This window comes from Pseudarthrobacter sp. 1G09, from assembly GCF_050038305.1.
GTDB classification, from domain to species: Bacteria; Actinomycetota; Actinomycetes; order Actinomycetales; family Micrococcaceae; genus Arthrobacter; species Arthrobacter equi.
Map to the genome: position 1 here is coordinate 2,334,892 of NZ_CP188306.1, position 24,519 is coordinate 2,359,410.

22 protein-coding genes are annotated in these 24,519 nt (G+C 65.2%); 6 read left to right on the forward strand and 16 right to left on the reverse strand.

Annotation, left to right across the window (positions count from 1 at the left end; all coding sequences use genetic code 11):
- Window positions 1-10: 10 nt before the first annotated feature.
- The 3 genes from coxB to ACP3TD_RS10770 form a co-directional block, all read right to left on the reverse strand.
- Window positions 11-883 carry an aa3-type cytochrome oxidase subunit II gene (gene coxB / locus ACP3TD_RS10760; protein WP_015937147.1) on the reverse strand — a complete coding sequence of 291 codons (873 nt, stop codon included), beginning with the start codon at window positions 881-883 and terminating at the stop codon, window positions 11-13.
- A 187-nt stretch (window positions 884-1,070) separates the two neighbouring features.
- Window positions 1,071-1,457 carry a HesB/IscA family protein gene (locus ACP3TD_RS10765; protein ID WP_015937148.1) on the reverse strand — a complete coding sequence of 129 codons (387 nt, stop codon included), beginning with the start codon at window positions 1,455-1,457 and terminating at the stop codon, window positions 1,071-1,073.
- A 192-nt stretch (window positions 1,458-1,649) separates the two neighbouring features.
- A complete protein-coding gene (locus tag ACP3TD_RS10770) occupies window positions 1,650-3,104 on the reverse strand; it encodes a dipeptidase (RefSeq protein ID WP_426762878.1) in 1,455 nt (484 codons plus the stop codon).
- Between the two features lie 89 nt (window positions 3,105-3,193).
- Here ACP3TD_RS10770 and ACP3TD_RS10775 point away from each other — a divergent pair, with 89 nt between their 5' ends.
- Complete coding sequence (locus ACP3TD_RS10775; protein WP_426762879.1) at window positions 3,194-3,796, forward strand: DUF3043 domain-containing protein; 603 nt, start codon at window positions 3,194-3,196, stop codon at window positions 3,794-3,796.
- A gap of 82 nt (window positions 3,797-3,878) precedes the next feature.
- Here ACP3TD_RS10775 and ACP3TD_RS10780 read toward each other — a convergent pair whose 3' ends face one another.
- Complete coding sequence (locus tag ACP3TD_RS10780) at window positions 3,879-4,949, reverse strand: quinone-dependent dihydroorotate dehydrogenase (protein WP_426762880.1); 1,071 nt, start codon at window positions 4,947-4,949, stop codon at window positions 3,879-3,881.
- A gap of 108 nt (window positions 4,950-5,057) precedes the next feature.
- Here ACP3TD_RS10780 and ACP3TD_RS10785 point away from each other — a divergent pair, with 108 nt between their 5' ends.
- Window positions 5,058-6,065, forward strand: a complete 1,008-nt coding sequence (locus tag ACP3TD_RS10785; protein WP_426762882.1) for an alpha/beta hydrolase — start codon at window positions 5,058-5,060, stop codon at window positions 6,063-6,065.
- On the opposite strand, the gene ACP3TD_RS10790 is transcribed toward ACP3TD_RS10785, so the two are convergent.
- The 3 genes from ACP3TD_RS10790 to leuA form a co-directional block, all read right to left on the reverse strand.
- Window positions 6,011-6,850 (reverse strand): isoprenyl transferase, encoded by an 840-nt coding sequence (locus tag ACP3TD_RS10790; protein ID WP_426762883.1) that lies wholly within the window; start codon window positions 6,848-6,850, stop codon window positions 6,011-6,013. The two genes, ACP3TD_RS10785 and ACP3TD_RS10790, sit on opposite strands and share 55 nt — an antisense overlap.
- Before the next feature lie 2 nt (window positions 6,851-6,852).
- Window positions 6,853-7,605 (reverse strand): DNA repair protein RecO, encoded by a 753-nt coding sequence (gene recO, locus ACP3TD_RS10795; RefSeq protein WP_426762884.1) that lies wholly within the window; start codon window positions 7,603-7,605, stop codon window positions 6,853-6,855.
- A gap of 85 nt (window positions 7,606-7,690) precedes the next feature.
- Entirely contained in the window at window positions 7,691-9,430 is a 1,740-nt protein-coding gene (gene leuA / locus ACP3TD_RS10800; protein WP_045731408.1) for a 2-isopropylmalate synthase, read from the reverse strand.
- A 251-nt stretch (window positions 9,431-9,681) separates the two neighbouring features.
- On the opposite strand from leuA, the gene ACP3TD_RS10805 reads away from it, so the two are divergent.
- Window positions 9,682-11,634, forward strand: a complete 1,953-nt coding sequence (locus tag ACP3TD_RS10805) for a M13 family metallopeptidase (protein WP_426762885.1) — start codon at window positions 9,682-9,684, stop codon at window positions 11,632-11,634.
- 98 nt (window positions 11,635-11,732) lie between these two features.
- Here the strand turns inward: ACP3TD_RS10805 and ACP3TD_RS10810 are convergent, their stop codons facing one another.
- The 5 genes from ACP3TD_RS10810 to ACP3TD_RS10830 form a co-directional block, all read right to left on the reverse strand.
- Entirely contained in the window at window positions 11,733-13,190 is a 1,458-nt protein-coding gene (locus ACP3TD_RS10810; protein ID WP_426767200.1) for an LCP family protein, read from the reverse strand.
- A 218-nt stretch (window positions 13,191-13,408) separates the two neighbouring features.
- Window positions 13,409-14,368: a GTPase Era gene (gene era / locus ACP3TD_RS10815; protein ID WP_426762886.1), complete on the reverse strand. Its 960-nt coding sequence runs from the start codon at window positions 14,366-14,368 to the stop codon at window positions 13,409-13,411.
- Window positions 14,352-15,683, reverse strand: a complete 1,332-nt coding sequence (locus tag ACP3TD_RS10820) for a hemolysin family protein (RefSeq protein ID WP_426762887.1) — start codon at window positions 15,681-15,683, stop codon at window positions 14,352-14,354. The genes era and ACP3TD_RS10820 overlap by 17 nt, the downstream gene beginning before the upstream one ends.
- The gene (ybeY, locus tag ACP3TD_RS10825; protein WP_426762889.1) at window positions 15,680-16,153 is read right to left on the reverse strand and encodes an rRNA maturation RNase YbeY; all 474 of its coding nucleotides are present in this window, start codon (window positions 16,151-16,153) and stop codon (window positions 15,680-15,682) included. Before ybeY ends, ACP3TD_RS10820 begins: the two co-directional genes overlap by 4 nt.
- The gene (locus ACP3TD_RS10830; protein WP_015937162.1) at window positions 16,150-17,238 is read right to left on the reverse strand and encodes a PhoH family protein; all 1,089 of its coding nucleotides are present in this window, start codon (window positions 17,236-17,238) and stop codon (window positions 16,150-16,152) included. Before ACP3TD_RS10830 ends, ybeY begins: the two co-directional genes overlap by 4 nt.
- A 376-nt stretch (window positions 17,239-17,614) precedes the next feature.
- Between ACP3TD_RS10830 and ACP3TD_RS10835 the strand changes: the two genes are divergently transcribed.
- Window positions 17,615-18,568 (forward strand): GerMN domain-containing protein, encoded by a 954-nt coding sequence (locus tag ACP3TD_RS10835; protein ID WP_426762891.1) that lies wholly within the window; start codon window positions 17,615-17,617, stop codon window positions 18,566-18,568.
- Here the strand turns inward: ACP3TD_RS10835 and ACP3TD_RS10840 are convergent.
- The 3 genes from ACP3TD_RS10840 to hrcA form a co-directional block, all read right to left on the reverse strand.
- Window positions 18,561-19,334 carry a 16S rRNA (uracil(1498)-N(3))-methyltransferase gene (locus ACP3TD_RS10840; protein ID WP_426762892.1) on the reverse strand — a complete coding sequence of 258 codons (774 nt, stop codon included), beginning with the start codon at window positions 19,332-19,334 and terminating at the stop codon, window positions 18,561-18,563. The genes ACP3TD_RS10835 and ACP3TD_RS10840 overlap by 8 nt on opposite strands.
- A 2-nt stretch (window positions 19,335-19,336) precedes the next feature.
- Window positions 19,337-20,464, reverse strand: a complete 1,128-nt coding sequence (gene dnaJ, locus ACP3TD_RS10845; RefSeq protein ID WP_091720371.1) for a molecular chaperone DnaJ — start codon at window positions 20,462-20,464, stop codon at window positions 19,337-19,339.
- Window positions 20,465-20,545: 81 nt separating this feature from the next.
- The gene (gene hrcA / locus ACP3TD_RS10850) at window positions 20,546-21,559 is read right to left on the reverse strand and encodes a heat-inducible transcriptional repressor HrcA (protein WP_377203564.1); all 1,014 of its coding nucleotides are present in this window, start codon (window positions 21,557-21,559) and stop codon (window positions 20,546-20,548) included.
- A 197-nt stretch (window positions 21,560-21,756) separates the two neighbouring features.
- Between hrcA and ACP3TD_RS10855 the strand changes: the two genes are divergently transcribed.
- Window positions 21,757-22,608 carry a DUF3097 domain-containing protein gene (locus ACP3TD_RS10855; protein WP_426767202.1) on the forward strand — a complete coding sequence of 284 codons (852 nt, stop codon included), beginning with the start codon at window positions 21,757-21,759 and terminating at the stop codon, window positions 22,606-22,608.
- A gap of 121 nt (window positions 22,609-22,729) precedes the next feature.
- On the forward strand, window positions 22,730-23,149 hold the full coding sequence (locus ACP3TD_RS10860; RefSeq protein WP_045731418.1) for a DUF4870 domain-containing protein: 420 nt from the start codon (window positions 22,730-22,732) through the stop codon (window positions 23,147-23,149).
- A 134-nt stretch (window positions 23,150-23,283) separates the two neighbouring features.
- On the opposite strand, the gene hemW is transcribed toward ACP3TD_RS10860, so the two are convergent.
- Complete coding sequence (gene hemW, locus ACP3TD_RS10865; RefSeq protein ID WP_426762894.1) at window positions 23,284-24,513, reverse strand: radical SAM family heme chaperone HemW; 1,230 nt, start codon at window positions 24,511-24,513, stop codon at window positions 23,284-23,286.
- Window positions 24,514-24,519: the final 6 nt, after the last annotated feature.

Consider the following 24,519-nt stretch of genomic DNA (forward strand, 5'->3'; position numbering starts at 1 on the left):
GTCGCTCCCCTTACTTAATTTCGTTCAGGTTAGGGTTGCGGTCGTACTCCACGCCCAGCAGCCCAGTGTTGCCGGCTGCCTTCAGCCCGTCCATGTGGGCCTGGAATTCAGATTCCGACACCACCTTGACGCGGAACAGCATTTCGGAGTGGTACTCGCCGCAGAGTTCGGCACACTTGCCGTCGTAGGTGCCCTCTTTAGTGGGGGTGAACCTGATGTAGTTGGTCTTTCCGGGGATCATGTCGCGCTTCTGCAGGAAGGCGGGAACCCAGAACGAGTGGATGACGTCGCGGGCGTTGAGCTCGAGGTCAACGGACTTGTTCACCGGCAAGTACAGCGTGGGGAGCTGTTCCTTGTCGATGGTGTTGCCGGTCAGGTGCGCCTGGACACCGGCTTCGTGGAGGTCTTCCTGGATGACGTCGCCGGACTTGTAGTTGAAGTCCCAGGCCCACTGCTTGCCGCGGACGTCAACGACGACGTCGGCCGGCTGGGAGCGGTCGTCAATGGCCTGCTGGTCACGGTCGGTGAAGTAGAAGAACACCAGGACCATGAAGATCGGGATGGTCAGGTAGAAGACCTCAAGGGGAAGGTTGAAACTGGTCTGCCGGGGGAAACCAACGGTCCCCTTGCGACGGCGGTACGCCACCAGGCACCAGATGATGAGGCCCCAAGTAATGGTGCCCACCACCAGCGCGGCAATCCATGAGTTGACCCAGAGGTCCATGATGCGGTCGGTGTTGCTGGTGGTGCCGCGTTCAGTCGGCAGCCACCCCTTCTCTACCTCTGGCGAACATCCGGTCAAAACCAACGCGCCGGCAATTGCCAAGCCAGTGATCGTTGTGATCGTTTTGCGTCGGCTGCCGGTTCGGTTCTGCGAACTCACAGACGGCCCTTCCTACTTGTTGCTGTTGTCCGGGCAGCCATCGGCGGCCCCGGGCACACTAAAAGTTTTACTACTCGGTGTAGAGCTTACCGCTCCCCCGGACGTTTCGCCCACATGTCGGCGCCGCGCCTCCCAGCCAATCTTGTTGGCAGGAGACACGGCGCAGGCATACGGCAAAATGACCGGCTTAGTGGAAGGAATCTCCACAGGCGCAGGAGCCACCGGCGTTGGGGTTGTCGATGGTGAATCCCTGCTTGGAAATGGTGTCTTCGAAGTCGATGCTGGCGCCGCTGAGGTACGGGACGCTCATCTTGTCCACCACGACCTCGACACCGTCGTAATCACGTACGGCGTCGCCGTCGAGAATCCGCTCGTCGAAGTACAGCTGGTAGATCAGGCCGGAGCAGCCGCCGGGCTGCACGGCAACCCGAAGGCGCAAATCCGTGCGGCCTTCCTGTTCGAGAAGGCTGCGTACCTTGCCTGCGGCGACATCGGTCAGGTTGACCTCGTGGACCGGCAGTTCGCCGGATTCGCTGGTGGTTGCGGTGCTGTTCTCATTGGTTGCGGTGCTCATTGGCCTACCTTCTTGGGACGGGTCCTGGCGGCTCCGCTTCTGCGGTGCCTGCCCCTACGGATTGGGTATGGGCTATAGCTACATGCTACGTCGGACAGCCTTGTAGCTCTAACTCCTGACGTAACCATGAAAGGGCTCCCGTTGTTCCCTGGGCGGCTTGGCGGCGGAAGCCCTGCCCGCCTGTCAGCGGAATCAGCCGGGCTGCACGTCCAGGCCCCCGCTGTTGAGTCGGGCAAGCATGAGCGCCTCGGCCAGGATTGCATGCCGGAAATCGCCCAGGTGCAATGATTCGTTGGCACTGTGCGCCCTCGAGTCCGGGTCCTCAACGCCCGTGACGAGGATCTGCACCTCCGGGTACAGCTCCAGCAGGTCTGCAATAAAGGGGATGGAACCGCCTATGCCAGTTTCGACGGCCGGGACGCCCCAGGCCTCCCCCAGGGCCCACATTGCCAGGCGGGCCGCCGGTGATGCCGTGTCCGTCTGGAAGGGATTGCCGCTCTCCCCCGGTGTGAAGATGACCTTCGCACCGAACGGCGCGTTGGCTTCAACATGGCGGCCCACAGCCTCCATGGCCGCGGCGGGGTCCTGGCCCGGCGCGAGGCGGAGGCTGAACTTGGCACGGGCACGCGGCAGCAGCGTGTTTGAGGCGACGTCCACGGCTGGGGCGTCAAAGCCGATGATGGACAGTGCAGGCTTGGTCCACAGGCGGGAGGCAATGCTGCCGGTTCCGGCGAGACGGACGCCGTCGAGCACTGAAGCATCGGCACGGTAGTCGGCTTCCGGGAGGTCTACGGCAGCGTTGTCCGTGGCCACTAGCCCTTCGATCGCGACGTTGCCGTCGTCGTCATGGAGTGTGGCGATCAGCCGAGACAGAAGCGTGGGGGCATCCAGCACCGGGCCGCCGTACATACCGGAGTGCACAGCGTGGTCGAGGACCTGCACTTCAATGGTGCCGTCAACGAGGCCACGCAGGCTGGTGGTCAGGGCAGGAACGCCCACTTTCCAGTTGCTGGAGTCCGCAACGACGATCACGTCGGCCCGCAGCAACTCGCGGTTGGCCTCCAGGAAGGGCCGGAAGGTGGGCGATCCGGCTTCCTCTTCGCCTTCGAAGAAGAACGTCACGCCGAGTCCCAGCTCACCTACAACTTCCGAGACGGCGGCGTAGGCGGCAATGTGGGCCATGATGCCGGCTTTGTCGTCAGCGGCGCCCCTGCCATAGAGGCGGCCATCCTTTTCCACCGCGGTGAACGGTTGGGTTTCCCACAGGGCTTCGTCCCCGGGAGGCTGGACGTCATGGTGTGCGTACAGCAGGATGGTGGGCTTGCCGGGCGCCGCGGGACGGCGTGCGACGACGGCGGGACCGCCGGGCGTGCCGTCCGGCTTGGGGCAGGTGAGGGTCCGCACTTCGTCCAGGCCGGCGTCACGAAGCAGTTCCGCCACCGCTCCGGCACTGCGTTCCAGCGGTGCCCGGTCAAAGCTGGGCCAGGCGATCCCGGGAATCGCCACGAGGTCTTTGAGGCGGCGCAGGGTTTGGTCGAAGGAACGGTCGACGGCGGCCCGGAGTTGGTCCGTCTGGCCTGTCGTCTCAGGGCCCGGGGATGAGGGGCCATGCGGATCATGCGGGGTTGCCATTGGCGAGGAAGTCATGGCCAAAACATTACTCCCGTCACATCTGTTGCTTCGGCAACAGCCGCAGACAAGGAATCCCGACACCTCCCGCAAGGTATTCTGTTCAGGTGTTCGGACGTAAAAAAGAAGCGCCCTCGGCGCAGGAGACAGTAGACCAGCAGGCGGCGGAAGCGGCGGCACGCGAGGCGGGTGTCATCGGCAAGGGTGCCCCCACTCCAACACGGAGGGCCCAGGAAGCCGCCCGCAAGCGTCCGCTGGTGCCGGAGGACCGCAAGGCCTCCAAGGCGGCCGAGCGCCAGGTCATCCAGGACCAGCGGCAGAAGATGCGCCAGGCCCTTGATACAGGAGACGAAAAGTTCCTGCCCTTGCGGGACAAGGGACCGCAGAAGCGGTTTGCCCGCGACTTCGTCGATGCGCGGTTCAGCCTGGGCGAGTTCCTAATGTTTGGCGCACTTGTTTTCGTTCTGGTCTCCCTGGTGGTGCCGGCATCCAGCGATTACATGATTTACGTCCTGGGTGGTTTCTGGGTCATGTTCCTGGCTGTGTTCGTGGACGTGTTCCTGCTGTCCCGCAAACTGCGCAAGCGGCTGGCGGAGAAGTTCGGCGAGGTTGAGCGCGGCACCGTTTGGTACGGCTCCATGCGCTCCCTCCAGTTCCGCAAGCTGCGGCTGCCCAAGCCCCAGGTCAGCCGCGGCCAGTCTCCCTCCTGATTCAGAGTTTCCGTTTAAACAGCAGTCCCCGGCAGGTCACCTGCCGGGGACTGCTGTTTGACGGGTCAGGACCCGAAGTGTTTCAGGACCGCCGCTTGCGGGCCAGCTGCCGGTTGATGCGGGCCGCCCAGAAGGGTCCCTCGTACAGGAAGGCCGTGTAACCCTGGACCAGGGTTGCCCCTGCGTCGAGCCGGTCCTGCACGTCCTGGGCTGTTTCCACGCCCCCGACGGCTACGAGGGTCAAGGCATCGCCGGTTGCCTGCTTGAGGCGGCGGAGCACCTCCAGGGAACGCTGCTTCAGCGGCGCACCGGACAGCCCGCCCGCCCCGCACTGTTCCACTGTTTCAGCCGGGGACGCCAGCCCCGTCCTGGCGATGGTGGTGTTGGTGGCGATAATGCCGTCCAGCTTCAAGTCCAGGGCGAGCTGAGCAACGTCGTCGATGTCTTCGTCGCTGAGGTCTGGAGCAATCTTCACCAACAGCGGCACATGCCTGCCCGCTGCACGGTCGGCTTCCTCCCCAACGGCGGTAAGAAGGGGGCGCAGCGTTTCGACGTCCTGCAGCAGCCGCAGTCCCGGCGTGTTGGGGGAACTGACGTTGACCACGAGGTAGTCGGCGGCAGGTGCAAGGGTGCGTGCGCTGATGCGGTAGTCATCCACCGCGTCAGCAAGCTCAACAACTTTGGTTTTGCCGATGTTGACGCCGATGACCGGCCGCACCGCTGGGTACATCCGCTGCAGGGCAGCCCGGGCGGACTTAAGGCGGGGAGCTACGGCGGCGGCGCCGTCGTTGTTAAAACCCATCCTGTTAATGACCGCACGGTCCTGGATCAGGCGGAACAGACGCGGCTGCTCGTTGCCCGGCTGCGCCTGGCCGGTAATGGTGCCCACCTCAACGTGCCCGAAGCCAAGCTCTGTGAGGGCTTCGATGCCGTGCCCTTCCTTGTCAAAACCTGCTGCAAGTCCGAAGGGTGAGGGGAAGGTGATGCCGAAGGCAGTGGTTTGAAGGGATGGCGCCGGTGCAGTCAGCTTGCGGAGGACCTTCCCCGCCCCGGACGAGTGCGCCAGCCGGATTCCCTTGAATCCGAGGGTGTGGGCGCGCTCGGCGTCCATCCAGGAAAAAGCCAGCTTGAAGAATGTGGGGTAAACGCGCATGCAACCAGTTTTCCGCCTCGCGGGCCGTGAACCAAAACGGAGACGTCCCACAACCGGCGTGACCTGGCGGGAGCGGTTCCCTCCGGGTGCCCGGTTTAGCATGGGTCCATGGCATGGGAAGAGGACATCCTGGGCGCCGAATTCCAGTCCCTGACGTTGAAGGCCAAGGGACCCGACGGCGTGCAACGGACCGCCACGCTGGTGCGCTTCCGGCCGGAGCCTGACAGCGGTGCCCCGCAGCGCCGACAGCGGTCGGCAGTCCTTTTCCTGCACGGCTGGAGTGACTACTTTTTCAACGTGGAACTGGCCAGGTTCTGGAACTCGGCAGGCTATGACTTCTACGCCCTGGACATGCATAACCACGGCAGGAGCCTGCGCCCGGGTTCAACCGGAGGGTTTGTGTCGCGTCTGGCTGACTACGATGCCGAGATTGAGGCGGCCCTGGTCATTATCGGAGGCGGGGACCCGCCCGGGCCCATCACCCTGATGGGGCATTCGACCGGCGGCCTGGTGGCAGCTCTGTGGGCCGCGGAAAACCCCGGTTCCGTGTCGCGGCTGGTGCTCAACAGCCCCTGGCTGGAAATGCACGGCAGCGCCTTGGTCCGGCGCGCTGCCTCAGGTCTTATGGCGCCGATGGCGAGGCTGCGGCCCACGGCTGTCCTCCGGCTGCCTGAACGGGGTTACTACTGGCGGACCATCAGCAGCGCGGCCGAAGGAGAATGGGCCATCGACGACCGGTACCGGCCGCCGATGGCCTTTCCGGTACGCGCCGGCTGGTTGAGCGCAGTGCTGGCCGGCCATGCCCGTGTTGCCCGGGGGCTAAACATCCAGGCGCCCATCCTGGTGCTGTTGTCCGCCGGGAGTGCAACCGGGCTGCTGTGGTCCGAAGCCATGCGCCGCTCGGACGCAGTGCTGGATGTAAATATCATCGGCGCCAGGGCCCTGGCATTGGGACGGAGCGTCACGGTGGAGCGGATTGAAGGTGCCCTGCACGATGTTTTGCTCTCCCCTGCCGGAGTGCGCGCCGACGCCTACGCCCGCATGGCGCGCTGGCTGCGTGCCTACGGGGCCGAGGAGCCGCCGGGCTGGGCCGCTGCATCCACTGCGCCGCCGTAGCGCCGGTCACGCCGCGCGTATTCCTCTACCGCTGCCCACAGCGTCCGCCGGTCCACGTCCGGCCACAACGTGTCCATGAACACGAACTCGGCATACGCCGATTGCCAGAGCAGGAAGTTCGATAACCGCTGTTCCCCCGAGCTGCGAAGGAAAAGGTCCACATCGGGAAGGTCCGGTTCATCGAGGTACTTCTGGATGGTGCGCTCCGTAATGGCACCGGGCTTCAGCCGTCCTGCAGCGACCTCTGCAGCGATGGCAGACACAGCATCGGTGATCTCCGCCCGTCCGCCGTAATTAACACACATGGTCAACGTGCAGGTGCTGTTGCCCGCTGTGTAGGCCTCTGCTTCCTCCAGCTCCCGGATTACCGAGCCCCAGAGCTTCGGCCGGCGGCCCGACCAGCGGACCCGGACGCCCCATTCGTCCAGCTGGTTACGTTGGCGACGCAGCACGTCCTTGTTAAAACCCATGAGGAAGCGGACCTCTTCGGGAGACCTGCGCCAGTTCTCCGTGGAGAATGCGTAGACACTCACATACTCGATGCCAAGCTGGATGGCGCCGGCCATGACATCGAGCAGTGCGGGTTCGCCCGCCTTATGCCCTTCGACCCGGGGAAGTCCCCGCTGGTTTGCCCAGCGGCCGTTGCCGTCCATGACGATGGCCACGTGGCGGGGAATGAATTCAGCCGGGATGGACGGCGGAACTGCCCCCGAGGGGTGCGGGTAGGGCGCGACCACCGGTTCGGTGCGTCGGCGGGCGGGGGTCGTCTTTTTTCCCAAGGCCACTGTCAGCTACGCTCCACATGTTTGAGGGACTTCAGCACCCGTTCGAGATGCCATTGCAGGTATGCGGCCACGAGGCCGGCGGCTTCCTTGCGGTGCAGCGGCAGGGAAGCGTCAGCCGTTGGCCAGTCTCCGGTGAGCAGGGCCGCCAGCAGGATGACGGTTTCGGCGGCCGGCGCGGGCGAGCCCGGCGGCCTGCAGTCCGGGCACACCATGCCGCCCAGCGCGGTAGCGAAGGCCTTATGCGGACCGGGCATTCCGCACCGGGCGCAGTCGGTGAAGCTGGGGGCCCAGCCTCCGGTGGCCAGTGCCCGCAGGAGGTAGGAGTCGAGGATCAGGCCGGCGGCGTGCTCGTTCCGGCTCAGGGCTGCCAGTGCACCCACCAGGAGGTTGTACTGGGCTGTGGCCGCCTCACCGTCAACGTCGGTGAGCTTCTCGGCTGTTTCGGTCATGGCGGCTGCGACGGTGTAGCGGCCGTAATCGGCGGCGATGCTGCCGCCGTAGGCGCCTTTAGCCACAGCCTGGGTCACGATGTCCAGGCTACGGCCTGAGATCAGCTGGAGGTCAGCCACCATGAACGGCTCCAGCCGCGCTCCAAAACGGCTGCTGGTGCGGCGGACGCCTTTAGCGACTGCCCGGACCTGCCCGTGGTGCTTCGTGAGGAGCGTGATGATCCTGTCGGCTTCGCCCAGCTTGTGGGTACGGAGAACCACGGCGTCATCGCGGTATGCCCGGGAGGCGAAGGATTGTTGAGCCACGCTCTATCTTCCCATCCCCGAGGGGTCAGGCAGCCCCTGCGCCGCCGCGCGGCCCCGAAATAGGGGCAACGCGGCGGCCTGCGGATCAGGACTGGGCGTCGCGGATGGCCCGGTTGACGGCGGAGATGACGGCCTTCAGCGAGGACATGCTGGTGTTGGCATCGATGCCCACGCCCCACAGGACGCGCTCGCCCACTGCGCATTCGACATACGCTGCTGCCATCGCATTGCCGCCTTCGGACAGGGCGTGCTCGCTGTAGTCCAGCACGCGGACGTCCACACCGTCCTGGGTGAGGATGTTCAGCAGGGCGGCGATGGGACCGTTTCCGGTACCGGTACGGCTGACCTGGGCACCATCGACGGTGAGTGACGCGTGCAGCGTCATGCCGCCGTCGTCGTCGGTCTCAGTCTTGACCGAGCCCAGGGAGTAGCGGCCCCACTGGCCGTCTGTCTTGCCGGAGGGCAGGTACTCGTCCTGGAAGATCTGCCAGAGCTGGGCCCCGCTGACTTCGCCGCCCACGGTGTCCGTGCGCCGCTGGATGACGCCCGAGAACTCGATCTGGGCCCGGCGGGGCAGGTCCAGGCTGTGCTCGTTCTTGAGCAGGTAGGCCACGCCCCCCTTGCCGGACTGGGAGTTGACGCGGATAACGGCCTCGTAGCTGCGGCCCAGGTCCTTCGGGTCCACCGGCAGGTAGGGCACCTGCCATGTGACGTCCGCAACGTCCTTGCCGGCGGCGGCGGCGTCGCGTTCCAGCGCTTCGAAGCCCTTCTTGATGGCGTCCTGGTGTGAGCCGGAGAAGGCAGTGAACACCAGGTCGCCGCCGTACGGGGACCGCTCGGGGACGGGCAGCTGGTTGCAGTATTCAACGGTCCGGCGGACGTCGTCGATGTCGGAGAAGTCGATCATCGGGTCGATGCCCTGCACGAACAGGTTCAGTCCCAGGGTCACCAGGTCCACGTTGCCGGTACGCTCGCCGTTCCCGAACAGGCAGCCTTCGATCCTGTCTGCGCCGGCCATGTAGCCCAGCTCGGCGGCGGCCACACCGGTGCCGCGGTCGTTGTGCGGGTGCAGCGAGAGGATGATGCCTTCGCGGGGGTGCAGGTGCCGGCTCATCCATTCGATCGAATCGGCGTACACGTTGGGGGTGGCCATTTCCACGGTGGCCGGCAGGTTGATGATGACCTGCCGGTCTGCCGAGGCCTCAAAGACGTCGGCGACGGCGTTGCAGACCCGGACGGCGTATTCCAGTTCCGTTCCAGTGAAGGATTCCGGTGAGTACTCGTAGGTGATGTGGGTGTCGGCCAGCGTTTCCTCGTACTTCCGGCACAGCCGCGCACCCTGGAGTGCGATGTCCAGGATCCCGTCCTCGTCCTGGTTGAAGACGACGCGCCGCTGCAGCACGGACGTGGAGTTGTACAGGTGGACGATGGCCTGCTTCGCGCCAACGAGGGATTCGTAGGTCCGCTCGATCAGGTGCTCTCGGGCCTGGGTGAGGACCTGGATGGTGACATCATCCGGGATGTGGTTGCCCTCGATCAGCTGGCGGACGAAGTCGAAGTCAGTCTGCGAGGCAGACGGAAAGCCGACCTCGATTTCCTTGTAACCCATGCGGACCAGCAGGTCGAACATCTTCATTTTGCGTGCCGGGCTCATGGGATCGATCAGCGCCTGGTTGCCGTCGCGGAGGTCCACTGCACACCAGCGCGGGGCCTTGGTGATCACCTTGTCCGGCCAGGTACGGTCCGGCATCTCGACGGTGATCTGGTCCTGGAACGGCGTGTAACGGTGGAAGGGCATTCCTGAGGACTTCTGTGCGTTTCGCATTACTTGGGGCCTTTTCTATGGATCTTCAGTGAAAGGGTGGCCGGGCAACACAAACTCCGCAGCGAGGGTGGGCCTTGCGCTAGATAGCGTCTGTAGCCTCGCCGCGGCAGCTAAGGAGGAGGAACTCTGCACGCACCTTTTGAGGGTAACACGGGTGCGTAAGATGAAAGGGCACTACCGTCCGTAAAGTCCATCATGCAGACGCACCGGGTATTTGTGCCGGCAGCGGCGTCGCAGCAAAAGGAGTTTCAGTGCCCATTTCGGGGATCGACCTTTCCACCATTGATCACACGGTCCGGCCGCAGGACGACCTTTACCAGCACGTCAACGGTGCCTGGCTGAAGGCCACCGAGATCCCGGACGACCGGCCGCTGGGAGGGACCTTCACCGCGTTGCGGGACGGCTCGGAACTCGCCGTCCGGGACATCATCGAGGAAGCCGCCGCCAAGGGTGACGCGGCGAGCGGTATAGAACGCAAGATCGGCGGGCTGTACAACAGCTTCATGGATGAGGCTGCCGCCGAAGCGAAGGGCATCGACCCGATCCGCCAACGGCTCGAGGACGTCTACGCCACGGGCTCTGCCACTGACCTCGTTGCCTTGGCCGGACGGCTCTTCCGCTCGGACGTGGGCGGGCTCTTCTACATCTACCCGGCCCCCGACGCCGGAAATCCGGACCGTGTACTGCTGTACACCGGACAGGGCGGCCTTGGCCTTCCCGATGAGTCCTACTACCGCGACGAAAAGTTCGCGCCTACAGTCGCCGCGTACCGGACCCACGTAGCCACGATGCTGGCCCTGGCGGGGCGGGAGGACGCAGAGGCTGCTGCGGAACGAGTGGTGGACCTGGAAACAAAGCTGGCCTCGCACCACTGGGACAACGTCACCCTGCGGGATCCGCAAAAGACCTACAACCTCAAAACAGCAGAGCAAGCGGCGGAACTGTTCCCACTTCTTGCCACCTGGTTCGAGGCCGCGGACATCGCCGGAGACAAGCGGCAGGAAATCGTGGTGAGTACCCCCGACTTCTTCTCGGGCGCGGCAGCACTCCTGGACGCCGAACCGCTGGATGCGTGGCGGGACTGGCTGGCGATGCGCGTTATCAGCGCCGCGGCGCCCTACCTGTCGCAGGCCGTCGTCGACGCGAATTTTGCCTTTTACGGCACCACCATTAGTGGCACCCCGCGGAACAAGGACCGCTGGAAGCGCGGCGTCGCTGTAGTGGAGGCTGCCCTCGGCGAGGCAGTCGGGCAGATCTACGTGGCACGGCACTTCCCGGAATCCCACAAAGCCAGGATGCAGACCCTCGTGGGCAACCTCATCGAGGCGTACCGGAGCAGCATCACCGAAGTGGGCTGGATGGGGGCGGACACCAAAGCCGAAGCCCTGCGCAAACTGGACGGGTTCCGCGCCAAGATCGGCTTCCCCGATGAGTGGATCGACTACTCTGCCGTGGAGATCGACGCCAACGACCTCCTCGGGAACGTGGAGCGCGCCCACAACGCCGACGTCGACCGGCACCTCGATGAGGTGGGCAAGCCTGTGGACCGCAACAAGTGGCTCATGACACCGCAGACGGTCAACGCCTACTACCACCCCATGATGAACGAGATTGTCTTCCCGGCGGCCATCCTGCAGCCGCCGTTCTTCACGGCCGACGCCGATGACGCCGTCAACTACGGCGGTATCGGGGCTGTGATCGGTCATGAGATCGGCCACGGCTTTGACGACCAGGGATCCCAGTTCGACGGCGGCGGCGCCCTCCGTAACTGGTGGACGGAAGAGGACCGGCAGGCGTTCGAGAAGCTCACTGCCCGCCTTGTGGCGCAGTACGACGTCCTCTCCCCCGCGGCCGCCCCGGGACACCATGTCAACGGCCGGCTGACGCTGGGCGAGAACATCGGTGACCTCGCAGGCTTGGCCATCGCCCATAAGGCCTACCGGATCAGCCTGGAGGGCCGGGATCCGGAGGTCCTCGACGGCCTGACCGGCCACCAGCGCTTCTTCGCTTCGTGGGCGGCCGGCTGGCGCCAGGTCATCCGGCAGGAGGAGGCCATCCGCCGCCTGGCCACTGACCCGCATTCTCCCAACGAGTTCAGGACCAACGCCATCGCCCGCAACCTCGACGCTTTCCACGACGCCTTCGAGGTGACCGAACAGGACGAGATGTGGATGCCGCCGGCCGAGCGGGTCAGCATCTGGTAATCAATCCGGAGAACGCCAACGGCCGCGGAGCCAGCCTGATGGGCTGGGACCGCGGCCGTTCGCTTTTAGGGGCTCCGAACCGGAGCGCGATGGGCGCGCTACCGGACGATCAGTTCGGGATTGGCCTGCTGGCAGCGGGCATCCCCGGCAGTCTGGTTGACAATATCGTTCGGGAGGGCCGCACCGGATCCACTCCCGTAGGTGGCCCCGGACGTGAAATCGCTGCCGAGGTAGACCTGCACGCCGGCTACCCCTGGCGCCGGGATTACCTGTGACGCGGGAATCCCGAGGAGCGCGGCCACGTCCGCTGCGACGTCAGCATAGTTGGCGCCGTAGTAGACACCTGACGTGGCGATAGCCTGCGCTTCGAACTGGGCCGCCTGGGTAAAGCCACCGGAGACCAGCGCCTGGACGATCTCCTGGGAACGGCCGGGAACGCCCGAGCCGTTAGCCACCGAAACCGGCTGGAGGGCCTTGTTATACGGCGGCAGCGGCGCTTCGGTTTCCGTCGGAGTCGCTGACGGGGACGGGCTTTCAGTGGGCGCCGGCGTGGTGGGCGCCGTGGGGTCCGTCAGGTCGACGTCCTTCTGCAGCGCGGTGAAGAGCTGGGAACCTGCGGGCTCGGCAATTTCGAGGCGGTTGGGATCGGACGCGGCGGGCGTGGTGGGCACAGATACAAACGCAACCTTCCCGAGGTCGATGTCCTTGAGCCGGTTGCCGATGGTCAGCAGGGTCGGCACCGAGGCCAGTCCGTCGTCCACCGTGAGGTTCTGGGTGACGACGTCGGCGATCTTCAGCATCCGGGCCGGATCCGACAACGTTCCCTCGTCCTTGATTTTCCGGGTCAGCGAAGACAGGAAACCCTGCTGTGCCTGGATTCGCCCCAAGTCTCCGCCGTCGGCGAAGGCGTGCCGCGTGCGAAGGAAGGCGAGTGCCTGCTCGCCCTGCACGGCGGAGGTTCCTGCCGGCAGCCGGAGCCGGGAATCGGGATCATAGATGGCATCGCTGACGCACACGTCCACGCCGCCCACGGCGTTGGACAACTCCTTGACGGCGTTGAAGTCGGCCATCATGAAATGGTCCACTTCCAGTCCGGTCAGTTTGTTGACGGTATCCACGGCACAACCGATTCCGGCCTCGCCCATGGCTTCGTTGATCATCACTCCACTGCGCGCGGGATATTCACGGCCGGTCTTGGAGTCCTTGCATGCGGGGATGTTGACCAGCAGGTCACGCGGGAAGCTGATGACGCTGACGCGTTTGTTGTCCTCGGAGATGTCCATGAGCATCATGACGTCGGACTTGCCGTAGCCCGTCGAGTCATCGGAGGTGCCGTATTCCGAGTTCTTGCCGTCGCGGGTGTCGGACCCGAGGATCAGGATCTGCATCCGCCCGGTGGCATTATTCACAGGCCCCTCGGTACCCGATCCGCCAGCGTTCAGTGGCGCCTTGGAGATGTTGTTCTGGAGGCGGATGAACCAGAACCCGGCAAAGGCAAGGCCCCCCACCAACGCCACAGCGACGATGGCGGTGATGATCTTCAGCCAGACGGGCATCCCCCGGATGGATCCAAGGTGCCGGGCAGCGCCCAGGCCGGCCTGGTCGGCGTGCCTGGAAACGGGGCCAGAGCCGGGTGGCGACTCAGCGCCGAACTCGTTTTTGCCTCGGCCTCGCGCCACGTGTTGAACCTTCCTCTAATTACAAATCCGGTCCATTTTAGTGGCCGAGTCTGGGAAAACGCCGGGTGGTGACCTGCGACACCCCGCCCGGAACGTCAGAAACCGAGCTTGACCAGCTGTTTTGGATCCCGCTGCCAGTCTTTTGCCACCTTCACATGGAGATCCAGGTAGATGCGTGTGCCGAGCAGCGCCTCGATGCCCTTGCGCGCGTTGGTCCCCACCTCCCGCAGCCTGCTCCCGCCCTTGCCGATAATGATGGCTTTCTGGGACGGACGTTCCACGTAGAGGTTTACCCGCACGTCAAGGAGCGGATTGTCATCCGGCCGGTCCTCACGGGGAACGATCTCTTCCACCACCACGGCGAGTGAGTGCGGAAGTTCATCCCGGACGCCTTCCAGCGCCGCCTCGCGGATCAGTTCGGCCACCATGACAGCTTCGGGCTCGTCGGTCAGTTCGCCGTCCGGGTACAGAGGGGGCGACGGCGGCATGTGGCTGATCAGGACATCGGCCACAGTGTCCACCTGGAATCCGTCGCTCGCGGAGACGGGGACGATGTCCCGCCACCCGTCTTCGCCCAGCACTTCACGGCCGAGGGCATCGACGGCAAGGAGCTGTTCGGTGAGCGCCTGCTTGTCCACAAGGTCGGCCTTCGTCACGATGGCGATGACGGGCTTCCCGCCAATGGCGGCAAGCTGGGTCGCGATGAACTTGTCACCGGGGCCGATCTTTTCGTTGGCGGGCAGGCAGAAGCCGATGGCATCCACCTCTGCGAGGGTGTCGGCCACGAGGTCGTTCAGGCGCTTGCCGAGAAGGGTCCGCGGGCGGTGCAGCCCCGGTGTGTCCACCAGGATCAGCTGGGCGTCATCGCGGTGGACGATCCCACGGATGGTGTGCCGGGTGGTCTGCGGCTTGGCAGAGGTGATGGCTATCTTCTTACCCACCAGGGCGTTGGTCAAAGTGGACTTGCCCGCGTTGGGACGGCCGACGAGGACCGAGAACCCCGCCCGGAATCCGCCGAAATCGTCCTCTGCCTGGGCCTTACTTTTCTTGCTCACGTGGAACTCCCTGCTGGGTTGCTTCCGCCTCATGGAAGAGGTCTTCAAGGTCAGTGTCTACTGTTGGCACGGGTGCCGCAATGATATGGCTGACGCGGTTGCGGCGGCCCTCGAGCCGCTCGGCCCGCAGCGATACGCCCTGGACTTCAACCCGGCTGCCCACGATGGGAACGCGCCCCAGCGCTTTGGCGAGCAGTCCGCCCACGGTGTCCACTTCGTCGTCGTCCAGCTCAATGTCAAAGAGTTCTCCGAGGTCATCGATGCTCATCCTGGAGCTGACCCGGTAGGAACCGTCCCCGAGCCCTACGGCCTCGGCGCTTTCGGTGTCGTATTCGTCAACGATCTCGCCAACGATTTCCTCAATCAGGTCCTCAAGAGTGACCAGGCCGGCCGTGCCGCCGTACTCGTCGATGACGATGGCCACATGCGTGGACTCCTTCTGCAGTTCCCGCAGCAGGTCGCTCACCGGTTTTGATTCCGGCACGTAGCGGACCTCACGGGCCATGGAGTCAACTGTGGGCGGTTCTGCGCCTGCGTCCAGTTCATGCACGACGGCGGCCACGTCCTTGAGGTAGACGATCCCCAGGATGTGGTCGGTGTCCTCGCCGATGACCGGGACCCGGGAATATCCGGAGCGGAGGAACAGGGACATGGCCTCGTGCAGGCTCGCACCGGAGTCGATGCCGACAATGTCCGTCCTGGGCACCATGACGGCACGGACCAACGTGTCCCCGAAGTCGAACACCGACTGGATCATCTCGGCTTCGGTGTCCTCGATCATGTCGGATTCGCTGGCCCGGTCCACCAGTTCACGGAATTCCTGTTCGCTGAAGAAGGCTTCGTCCCCTCCAGGTGCGCCCGGGGCGGCAGCGCTTCCCACCGCGACGAGCCATCCCGGTATGGGCCCGAGGACCCACGTCAGGAAGCGGATCATCGGCGCCGTGAAGCGCACCACCGCGGCCGAGTGGAGCCTGCCCAGCTGGCGGGGCGAGACACCCACGATCACGAACCCCAGCAGCGCCATGATGCCGGTCGCTGCAAGGCCGGCCAGCCAGATGTTGTCCAGGAGACTGTAAAGCAGCACCGAGACGGCGACGGCGGAGGCCATTTCGAACCAGACCCGCCAGAACCTCAGGGCCCGGATATGCGCAACGGGCTCGCGGAGGATGCTGCGCATTGCTGTTCCGCGGCTTCGGAGCAACGCATCTTCCGCATCGTGCCGCGGGAGGAAATTGAAGGCGGCCTCGGCCGCGGTCAGTACGGCGGCGATGACCAGGAAGACCAGGGCCATCGCCACCAGGAGGAGGGGCGTCACTGGGTGGTCTCGGCGGGCGCTTCCTTGCCGGTGAAGCCGGTCAGGAGTTCGCGCTGGAGCTCGAACATCTCTTCCTTCTCTTCGGGCTCGGCATGGTCATAGCCCAAAAGGTGCAGGATGCCGTGCGTGGTCAGCAGCAGCATCTCATCCTGGAGGGCGTGGCCGGCGTTTTTGGCCTGGACCTGCGCCACCTGGGGGCAGATGGCGATGTCGCCGAGCATCCCCTGCGGGGTGGGTCGGTCCGGAGTTCCGGGCGTGAGTTCATCCATGGGCACCGACAACACGTCGGTTGCCCCGGGCTCGTCCATCAGTTCGATGTGGAGCTTCTCCATGGCAGGCTCATCCACCAGCAGAATGGAAAGTTCTGCCTGCGGATGAATGTAAAGCTGTTCAAAAATGTACCGGGACAGGGCTACCAGCCCCGCCTCATCCACCTGGACGCCGGATTCGTTGTTCACCTCGATGCTCATGCGTGCTCCCCCCGCTTCTCCCGGCCGGCCGTTTGCCGGGCACGGTTCCTTTGCCTGTCGTCCCAGATGCTGTAGGCATTGACAATGTCTCCCACGAGGCGGTGCCGTACCACGTCCGCGGCATCAAGGACGGAGAAGTTCACGCCTTCGATGCCGTGCAGGATCTCCTCCACGATCCGCAGCCCGGACCGGGTCCCGAAGGGCAGGTCCACCTGGGTGACGTCACCGGTGACCACCATCTTGGACCCGAAGCCCAGGCGGGTGAGGAACATCTTCATCTGTTCCGGGGTGGTGTTCTGGGCCTCATCCAGGATGATGAACGCGTCATTGAGCGTCCTGCCACGCATATAGGCCAGCGGAGCCACCTCAATGGTTCCGGCTGCCATGAGCCGTGGAATCGATTCGGGGTCCATCATGTCGTGGAGGGCATCGTAGAGCGGCCTCAGGTAGGGATCGATCTTGTCGCTCAAAGTTCCGGGCAGGAACCCGAGGCGTTCGCCTGCTTCGACGGCCGGGCGGGTAAGGATGATGCGGCTGACTTCCTTCTGCTGAAGGGCCTGCACAGCCTTGGCCATGGCCAGGTACGTCTTGCCGGTTCCGGCGGGGCCGATGCCGAAAATGACGGTGTTGTCATCGATGGCGTCGACATAGTTCTTCTGGTTCAGCGTCTTGGGCCGGATGGTCCTGCCCCGGCTGGAGAGGATGTCGTGCGTCAGCACATCCACAGGGTTCTGGAGCGACTGGCTCCGGAGCAGTGCCACCAGCTGCTGCAGGACCGCAGGGGTGATAACGGTGCCGCGTGCCACCAGTCCACGGACTTCCTGGAGGAGCCGCATGATCCTGGGAACGTCGCCGGCCGGGCCGCTGAGGGAAAGTTCGTTGCCGCGGACGTGGAAGTTGACGTCCGGAAACTGCTCCTCGATGTACCGCAGCGCCTCATCGTGGCTGCCGAGTGACTGGACCATCTGATCGGAATTGTCGAAAAGGACTACCTCGGTCCGGACGCCGGGAAGGGTGTGGGGAAATTCCCCGGCAGTGCCCTCTCCCGTGTTGAGCCGGCGCTTTCCGTTGGCTGATTCAGTCATGGTGCTGGCCCGCAGGCCTGTGGTCCCCTCGAGGTAGATTCTGCTGTCGTCCCGGTGCGGGAAACCAGTGCCTGGTTTCTGCGTTCCGTGATCCTTTTATCTTACGCCAGCGCACCCCGCCTGCCGGTAAAGCCGGACATCCACGGGCCCTCGGCATCCACATGCACCACGGAGCAGTCAGCAAAAACGCCCCGGCAGGATCGGTCATAAGGTATCAACTTCATATCGTCCTCATATCGTTCCCGTTGCAGTTCTGCCCCACGGCCGGAACAGGGCAAATCGCTTCGCCGGGCTGTGCAATGCTGGAAATCCAGCCACGGCTGTGACATCGGGCCAGCCGGGGAACGGCCCTCACGACAGGAAAGGAAAGGCACAAGTGCCGGATACCGTTGCGCCCCGCCGGGCAGGTCGACACGTGGGCCGCGCCCGCGCGATCATGCTGGCAGGCGTCCTGACGGTCGTGCCGATCCTTGCCGGTTGCGTTGCAGAACCTGGCCCCTCCCCCACGGGCACCCTTCTGACCGGGCCTGCCACCACGGGAAGCCCGGAGCCGCCCTCCACCAGCGCCCCGCTGGAAACCACGCAGTCCTCCAACAAGGCGCCCGTCTACTGGATCGGCCGCAGCAGCAGCAACGTCTTCCTGTACCGGGAGTTCCGGGATGTTCCCGAACAGGAGAACCCGGTCACGCGCGCACTGCGTGCCATGATGTCCGATAAACCCCTTGACCCTGACTTCTTCACCCCGTGGCAGAATCCCGGCAAGCTGGCCACCTCGATTTCCGGCAAGGACGTCATCACCGTCGACGTCTCCGAGGACGCTTTCAACAGCAACCTTGATGCGGACATGGCAGCCCGGGCAGTCCAGCAGCTCGTCTACACGGCCACAGCTGCCGCAGCCAGTTCCGGGTTGATCGACTCCGGCCAGCAGATCCGGGTACGGATCCTGGTGGACGGCCACACCGACTACATGGCTTTCGGGCAGGTCCAGCTTGGCGCCCTGATGACCAGGACGGCGGGCCTGGTTGCTCCTGTCTGGATCATCGATCCCCAGGAAGGCTCCGAAGTCGCGGACGGCAGCGTCAAGATCACCGGACGCAGCACATCGGCCGGCGGCAAGCTTCGCTGGCAGATCCTGCGAACCCAGGACAACGGCGCCAAAGCGCCCTTCCTCACCGGCGAAACCACGGCGTCATCGGAACAGGGGCAGGCAGGGGTATTCACGCTGGCCCTGACCCTGCCCGCCGGAGACTACGAGCTGAGGGTGGCACAGGCCGGGTCTGACGGCGGGCCGGACCAGTTCGAAGACAACCGGTCCTTCAAGGTCAGGTAGCGTCCCAGCGCCCAAGAATGTCGCTGGAGAGCACGACGGCGGCAGGACCGGCCGTGGATGAGCGCAGCACGTGGTGGCCCAGGAGGGCCGTGACGGCTCCGTGGTCGCAGAGGCGCGTCACCTCCCGGGGGCTGATTCCACCCTCGGGGCCCACGATGAGGAGCACTTCACGGGTTCCGGTGCCGCTGGCACCGTCCCAGCCTTCCAGGACAGAACGGAGCGGCCGCACTGCGTCTTCGTGGAGGATGACCGCCAGGTCCGCGTCTTCCACTGCGGCAGCAAGGGCCGCGGTGTCGACGGCGGGACGTACCTCAGGGATCCAGGCCCGCCGCGCCTGTTTGGCCGCGGCCCCCACCACGGACTGCCACTTGGCGTGCGCCTTGGCCGCCCGGTCACCCTTCCACCGGACGATGGAACGTTCGGACTGCCAGGGGATGACGGCGTCGATGCCCAGTTCAGTGGCGGTCTCGATGGCAAGCTCATCACGGTCACCCTTGGCGAGGGCCTGCACCAGCACCAGCCGGATACTGGGGCGGACCTCCTCCACCAGGGCACCGCACCGCACGGTGAGGCGGGTGCCGGCGGCCTCGGCCACCGTCCCGCTCATACGGGTACCGGCGCCATCGACGATGTCCACGGCTTCACCCGCCGCGAGACGCTTTACGGCAACCGCGTGGCGCGCCTCCGGCCCTTCCAGGACAAACTCCATGCCCTCCTCCAGCCCGTCGAGGGATCCGGCGGAGGTAAAAAAGACGGGGTTGCTCACCGCTACAGGTTACCCAGCCGGTCCCGCAGCTTCGCGAACATCCCGCCACTGGCGGCGAGCTTGCCTTCGGTGATCTGTTCTCCGCGGAGCTTGGCAAGCTGCCGGAGGAGCTCCTCCTGGGCTGCGTCGAGCTTGGCCGGCGTTTCCACCTGCAGGTGCACCTTCAGGTCACCGCGGCCGTATCCGCGCAGGTGGGTGACACCCAGTCCGCGAAGAGTGATGATTTCACCGGACTGGGTACCCGGCTTCACGTCGATGTCCTGGGTTCCGTCGAAGGTCTCCAGGCTGACGTCGGTGCCCAGCGCCGCGGCGGTCATGGGGATGTTCAGGGTTGCGTGCAGGTCGTCGCCGTCCCGCACATACGTGGCGTCGTTGTTGACGCGGACCTCCACGTAGAGGTCGCCGGAGGGGCCGCCCGCGGGGCCGGCTTCGCCCTGCCCGGTCAGCTGAATGCGTGTTCCCGTTGCAACGCCGGCGGGAACCTTGATGGTCAGGGAGCGGCGGCTCCGGATGCGGCCCTGGCCGCTGCATTCATTGCAGGGATCTTTGATGACCGTGCCGAACCCCTCGCAGGTGCCGCACGGTGCAGCGGTCATGACTTGGCCAAGGATGGAACGGACAGCGCGCTGGACCTGGCCGCTGCCGCCGCAGATGTCGCAGCGTTCGGGGTGCGTCCCCGGACGGCAGCATGACCCCTCACAGGTGGGGCAGGTGACTGCAGTGTCCACCTCAAGTTTTTTGTTGACGCCAAAGACGGCGTCGCGCAGTTCGATGCGCACGCTGATGAGTGCATCCTGGCCGCGGCGGACCCGTGAGGCGGGTCCGGACGATCCGCCGGCGCCGAAGAACGTGTCGAAGATGTCCTGGAAGGCAAAGCCCTGGCCGGCGTAGCTTCCGCCGCCAAATCCGTTGTCGGTGCCGTTCTCGTTGCCTGTGGTGTCATAGACCCGGCGTTTCTGCGGGTCGGAGAGGACTTCGTAGGCGTGGGTCACCGCCTTGAAGCGGTCCTGCGCATCTTCGCCCGGGTTGACGTCGGGGTGGAGTGTGCGGGCCAGCTTGCGGTAGGCCTTTTTGATTTCTTCTCCGGTGGCTTCCGGTGAGACTCCAAGGACGTCATAGTGGCTGCTCAAAGTTCGTATCTCTTCCTTGTTGTACTGCCTGCGGTTGGGCTGCCGTGCGGGCCCGGCGGCTGTGGTGCCGGGGCGGGCCGGTCAGGGACCCAGGATGCGGGAAAGGTAACGGGCAACTGCCCTGACGGCCGCCATGGTATTGGGATAGTCCATCCGGGTGGGACCCAGGATGCCGATCTTGGCCACGCTGTCCGGGCCGTAGCCGGTGGCCACGACGGACGCCTCGGCCAGGCCGTCATAGGGGTTTTCGCGGCCGATGCTGACGGCCACGCCACGGTGGTCCTGCGCCATGTCGCTCAGCAGCCGCAGCATCACCACCTGCTCTTCCAAAGCTTCCAGCACGGGGCCGATGCTCAGCGGAAAGTCGACATTGGACCGGGCCAGGTTGGCCGTTCCGGCCATGACCATACGGTCCTCGCGGCTGCTGTGCGCAAGGATCTCCAGGGCATGGGCCAGCGACTGCGCCGCCTGCCGCTCCCCCGGACTGACAGAGGAGACGACGGCGGGAAGGGCCTGGGCCAGCCGGGCCAGCGGTGTTCCGGCCAGGGTTCCCAGGAACCGGGTACGCAGCGCGGACAGCGCTTCGTCCGCGAGGTCCTGCCCGACGTCAATGACACGCTGCTCCACATTGCCGCTGTTCGCGATCAGGACCACCAGGACCTTGCGCGGGGCCAGCAGGACGAACTCGATGTGCCGGATCAGTGCCCGGCTGAGGTGGGGGTACTGGACCACCGCCACCTGGTTGGTCAGCTGGGACAACAGCCGCACGGTGCGGTCGAGGACGTCGTCGAGGTCGTCGGATCCCTCCAGGAGGGACTGGATGGCGCGCCGTTCGGCTTGCGAGAGCGGCTTCACGGCCGAAATCTGGTCCACGAACAGCCGGTAACCCTTGTCCGTGGGAATCCGGCCGGCGCTGGTATGCGGCGCCGTGATGAGGCCCTCGTCCTCAAGCGCCGCCATGTCGTTCCGGATCGTGGCGCTGGAAACCCCCAGGTGATGCCGTTCCACCAGGGCCTTGGAGCCTACCGGCTCGCGGGAGTGGACGTAGTCCTCCACGATGGCCCGCAGTACTTCAAGCTTGCGCGGCTCACTCACACTCCACCTCCATCCAGTCGGGGTGGATAAGCCACCCGTTCCTTCCTGCCAGTCTGCACGCACTCGAACATGCACTCGAACTGTTAGCACTCGACATGCCCAAGTGCTAACAGTCTATTATGCCTTGGCCCGTTGTTAGCATTGGTACCGCTCCGGGCGAAATTCCGGGACAGCACCTACGGCGAGGCGGAGTGACCATGGATTACCGGAACTGGGGCCCGCGGGACATGTCCGCTCCCGCGCGCACGCAACTGCCTGAAGTGCCCGTGGAACGGGGCATGGTGCTCGAAGACGTACAGTCCGGGTGGGTGGGGGCCGTCACCCGGGTGGAAAAGTCCGGCGGCATGCATGTGGTGGCCCTTGAGGACCGGCGCGGAAAGTCGCGGACCTTCCGGCTGGGATTCGGGTTCCTCCTTGAGGGCCGTGCCATCAGGCTGATGCCACCGGCGCCCCGGCCCGCACCGGGCGGTCCGGCCGCCGGGCGCACCGCCTCGGGCTCCGTACGCGTCGCAGGCCAGCGCGCACAGGTGGCCAAGGCGAGCCGCATCTGGGTGGAAGGCAAGCACGACGCCGAACTCGTCGAGAAGGTATGGGGAGACGACCTCCGGGTGGAGGGCATCGTCGTCGAACCCCTGCATGGCATCGACGACCTCGCCGGGGCCGTGAAGGAATTCAGGCCAGGGCCGGGCCGCCGGCTGGGCGTGTTGGTGGACCACCTGGTCCCGGACTCCAAAGAATCCCGTATTGCTGACGCTGTCATGGCCGGCCCTGGCGCTGCGGGCAACGTCCTGATTGTCGGCCACCCCTACGTGGATGTGTGGCAGGCCATCCGGCCCTCCGTGCTGGGCATTCCGCAGTGGCCGTCCGTACCGCGGGGCCAGGACTGGAAAACCGGGATCCTCAAGGCGTTCGGCTGGCCGCACTCCACTAAGGAGGACATCGGGCTCGGATGGCAGAAACTGCTCGGCGCGGTCCACACCTACGCAGACCTGGAGGCGTCGCTGCTGGGCCGGGTAGAGGAAGTCATCGACTTCCTCACAGCACCCTGACGGACGCCGGACCGGCAAACACCAGTATTCTTGATACTGCGGTGGCCCCCGCGATCCGCAGCGGGCCCCGAAGCATCAACTGCATCCCCAGCATCAATTGCACTTTTCGAAGGAACAGACTGTGGCAGAAAACGCACGCGAGCACAGGGACGGCCAAAGCAGCACCGGCCGTTCCGAATACCACGGCGTCCCCGCGAATGCGCTGCCGCTCACGGCCAGCGAGGACCGGCAGTGGGCCACCCTGGCGCACTTCGGCGGGATCCTGGGATGCGTTCCCGCCCTGCTGATCTTCCTTATTTTCCGCGACCGAGGGCCCTTCACGGCCCAGGAGTCCAAGGAGGCACTGAACTTCAGCCTGCCGCCCACCATCGCAGCGGTAGTGGCGAACATCCTGGTGTTCATCCCCGTGGTCGGAAACATTTTTGCCGTGATCGCCACATTGATCTGGATTGCACTGACGTGCTTCTCGGTGGCGGCAGGCATCCACGTTAACCGCGGCCAACCGCACCGCTACCAGTTCAACCTGCGCTGGATCAAGTAGTCCCCGTCGGCTCCCAGCCCTCGCAAGCTCGGTCCGGGGCCCTCGCCGACGTGGGCCCACCCGCAGCAACCCAGTCTCTCGCAAGCTCGGTCCGGGGCCCTCGCCGACGTGGGCCCACCCGCAGCATTCCCTCGTTAGTCGGGCAGGATCCGGCGGACCACCGCGTCGGCCAGGAGCCGGCCCTTCAATGTCAGGACCAACGTCCCCCGGAATGCTGCGCCCGGCTCCACCAGCCCTTCGGCAATCAGACCGGCGATCTGGTTCCGCCCTACAGTGTCCAGGCTTGCCACTTCCAGCCCGGACTGGAGGCGCGCCTCAAGCATGACCCGTTCTACGTTCCGGGTCTCTGCGTCCAGGGTTTCGCGTCCTGCAGCCGGTGAGTTTTCCTGCGCCAACCGGCCGGCGTACGCGCTTGGGTGTTTGACGTTCCACCAGCGCACACCGCCCACATGTGAGTGCGCGCCAGGCCCAATCCCCCACCAGTCATCGCCACGCCAGTAGGCAAGGTTGTGCCGGCAGGCCTGTTCGGGCGTGCGCGCCCAGTTGCTGACCTCGTACCACTCCAGGCCTGCAGAGGTGATCAGGCGGTCGGCGAGCTCGTACTTGTCGGCGTGATCGTCGTCGTCAATGCCCGGGACCTCGCCGCGCCTGATCTGCGCTGCCAACTTCGTGCCGTCCTCAACGATCAGCGCGTAGGCGCTGATGTGGTCCGGCTCGTACGACAACGCGGTTTCCAGGGAGTACTGCCAGTCGGCCAGCGACTCCCCCGGCGTCCCATAGATCAGGTCGAGGCTCACTGCCAGGCCGGCGTCACGGGCCCACTGCACGACCTGGGGAACCCTGCTCGGGGTGTGAGTGCGGTCAAGGACCTTAAGGACGTGCGGAACGGCGGACTGCATCCCGAACGAGACCCGCGTAAAGCCGGCATCCCTGAGCACAGCCAGGGACTCCGGTGTCACCGAATCCGGATTCGCCTCAGTGGTCACCTCGGCGCCATCCTCGATCCCCCATTGGTCGATGGCCGTCCGAAGAATCAATGCGAGGTCGTCGGCGGGCAACAGCGTGGGTGTGCCGCCACCGAAGAAGACAGTGCTGAGCTTTCGGTCCGGTACACCGGACGCCTTGAGCGCCGTGGCCGCAAACGCCACCTCGGATGCTGCCGTAGCGGCATATGCATCCTGGGAGGCACCGCCGCCGAGTTCGGTGGCAGTGTAGGTGTTGAAGTCGCAGTACCCGCAGCGCACGGCGCAGAAAGGGATGTGGACATACAGCCCGAACGCGCGGTCGCGGGCGCCGACGGCCGCCTGCGGAGGCAGGATGCCGTCCGACGGCGCCGGGTCACCAAGGGGAAGTACGCTGGGCATCAGCGG

Coding starts and splice junctions, on each gene's coding strand:
- ACP3TD_RS10765 (WP_015937148.1), bottom strand. CDS start 1,457: ATGAGCACCGCAACCAATGAGAACAGCACCGCAACCACCAGCGAATCC.
- ACP3TD_RS10770 (WP_426762878.1), bottom strand. CDS start 3,104: ATGACTTCCTCGCCAATGGCAACCCCGCATGATCCGCATGGCCCCTCA.
- ACP3TD_RS10780 (WP_426762880.1), bottom strand. CDS start 4,949: ATGCGCGTTTACCCCACATTCTTCAAGCTGGCTTTTTCCTGGATGGAC.
- ACP3TD_RS10785 (WP_426762882.1), top strand. CDS start 5,058: ATGGCATGGGAAGAGGACATCCTGGGCGCCGAATTCCAGTCCCTGACG.
- leuA (WP_045731408.1), bottom strand. CDS start 9,430: ATGCGAAACGCACAGAAGTCCTCAGGAATGCCCTTCCACCGTTACACG.
- ACP3TD_RS10810 (WP_426767200.1), bottom strand. CDS start 13,190: ATGCCCGTCTGGCTGAAGATCATCACCGCCATCGTCGCTGTGGCGTTG.
- ybeY (WP_426762889.1), bottom strand. CDS start 16,153: ATGAGCATCGAGGTGAACAACGAATCCGGCGTCCAGGTGGATGAGGCG.
- ACP3TD_RS10830 (WP_015937162.1), bottom strand. CDS start 17,238: ATGACTGAATCAGCCAACGGAAAGCGCCGGCTCAACACGGGAGAGGGC.
- ACP3TD_RS10855 (WP_426767202.1), top strand. CDS start 21,757: ATGGATTACCGGAACTGGGGCCCGCGGGACATGTCCGCTCCCGCGCGC.
- hemW (WP_426762894.1), bottom strand. CDS start 24,513: ATGCCCAGCGTACTTCCCCTTGGTGACCCGGCGCCGTCGGACGGCATC.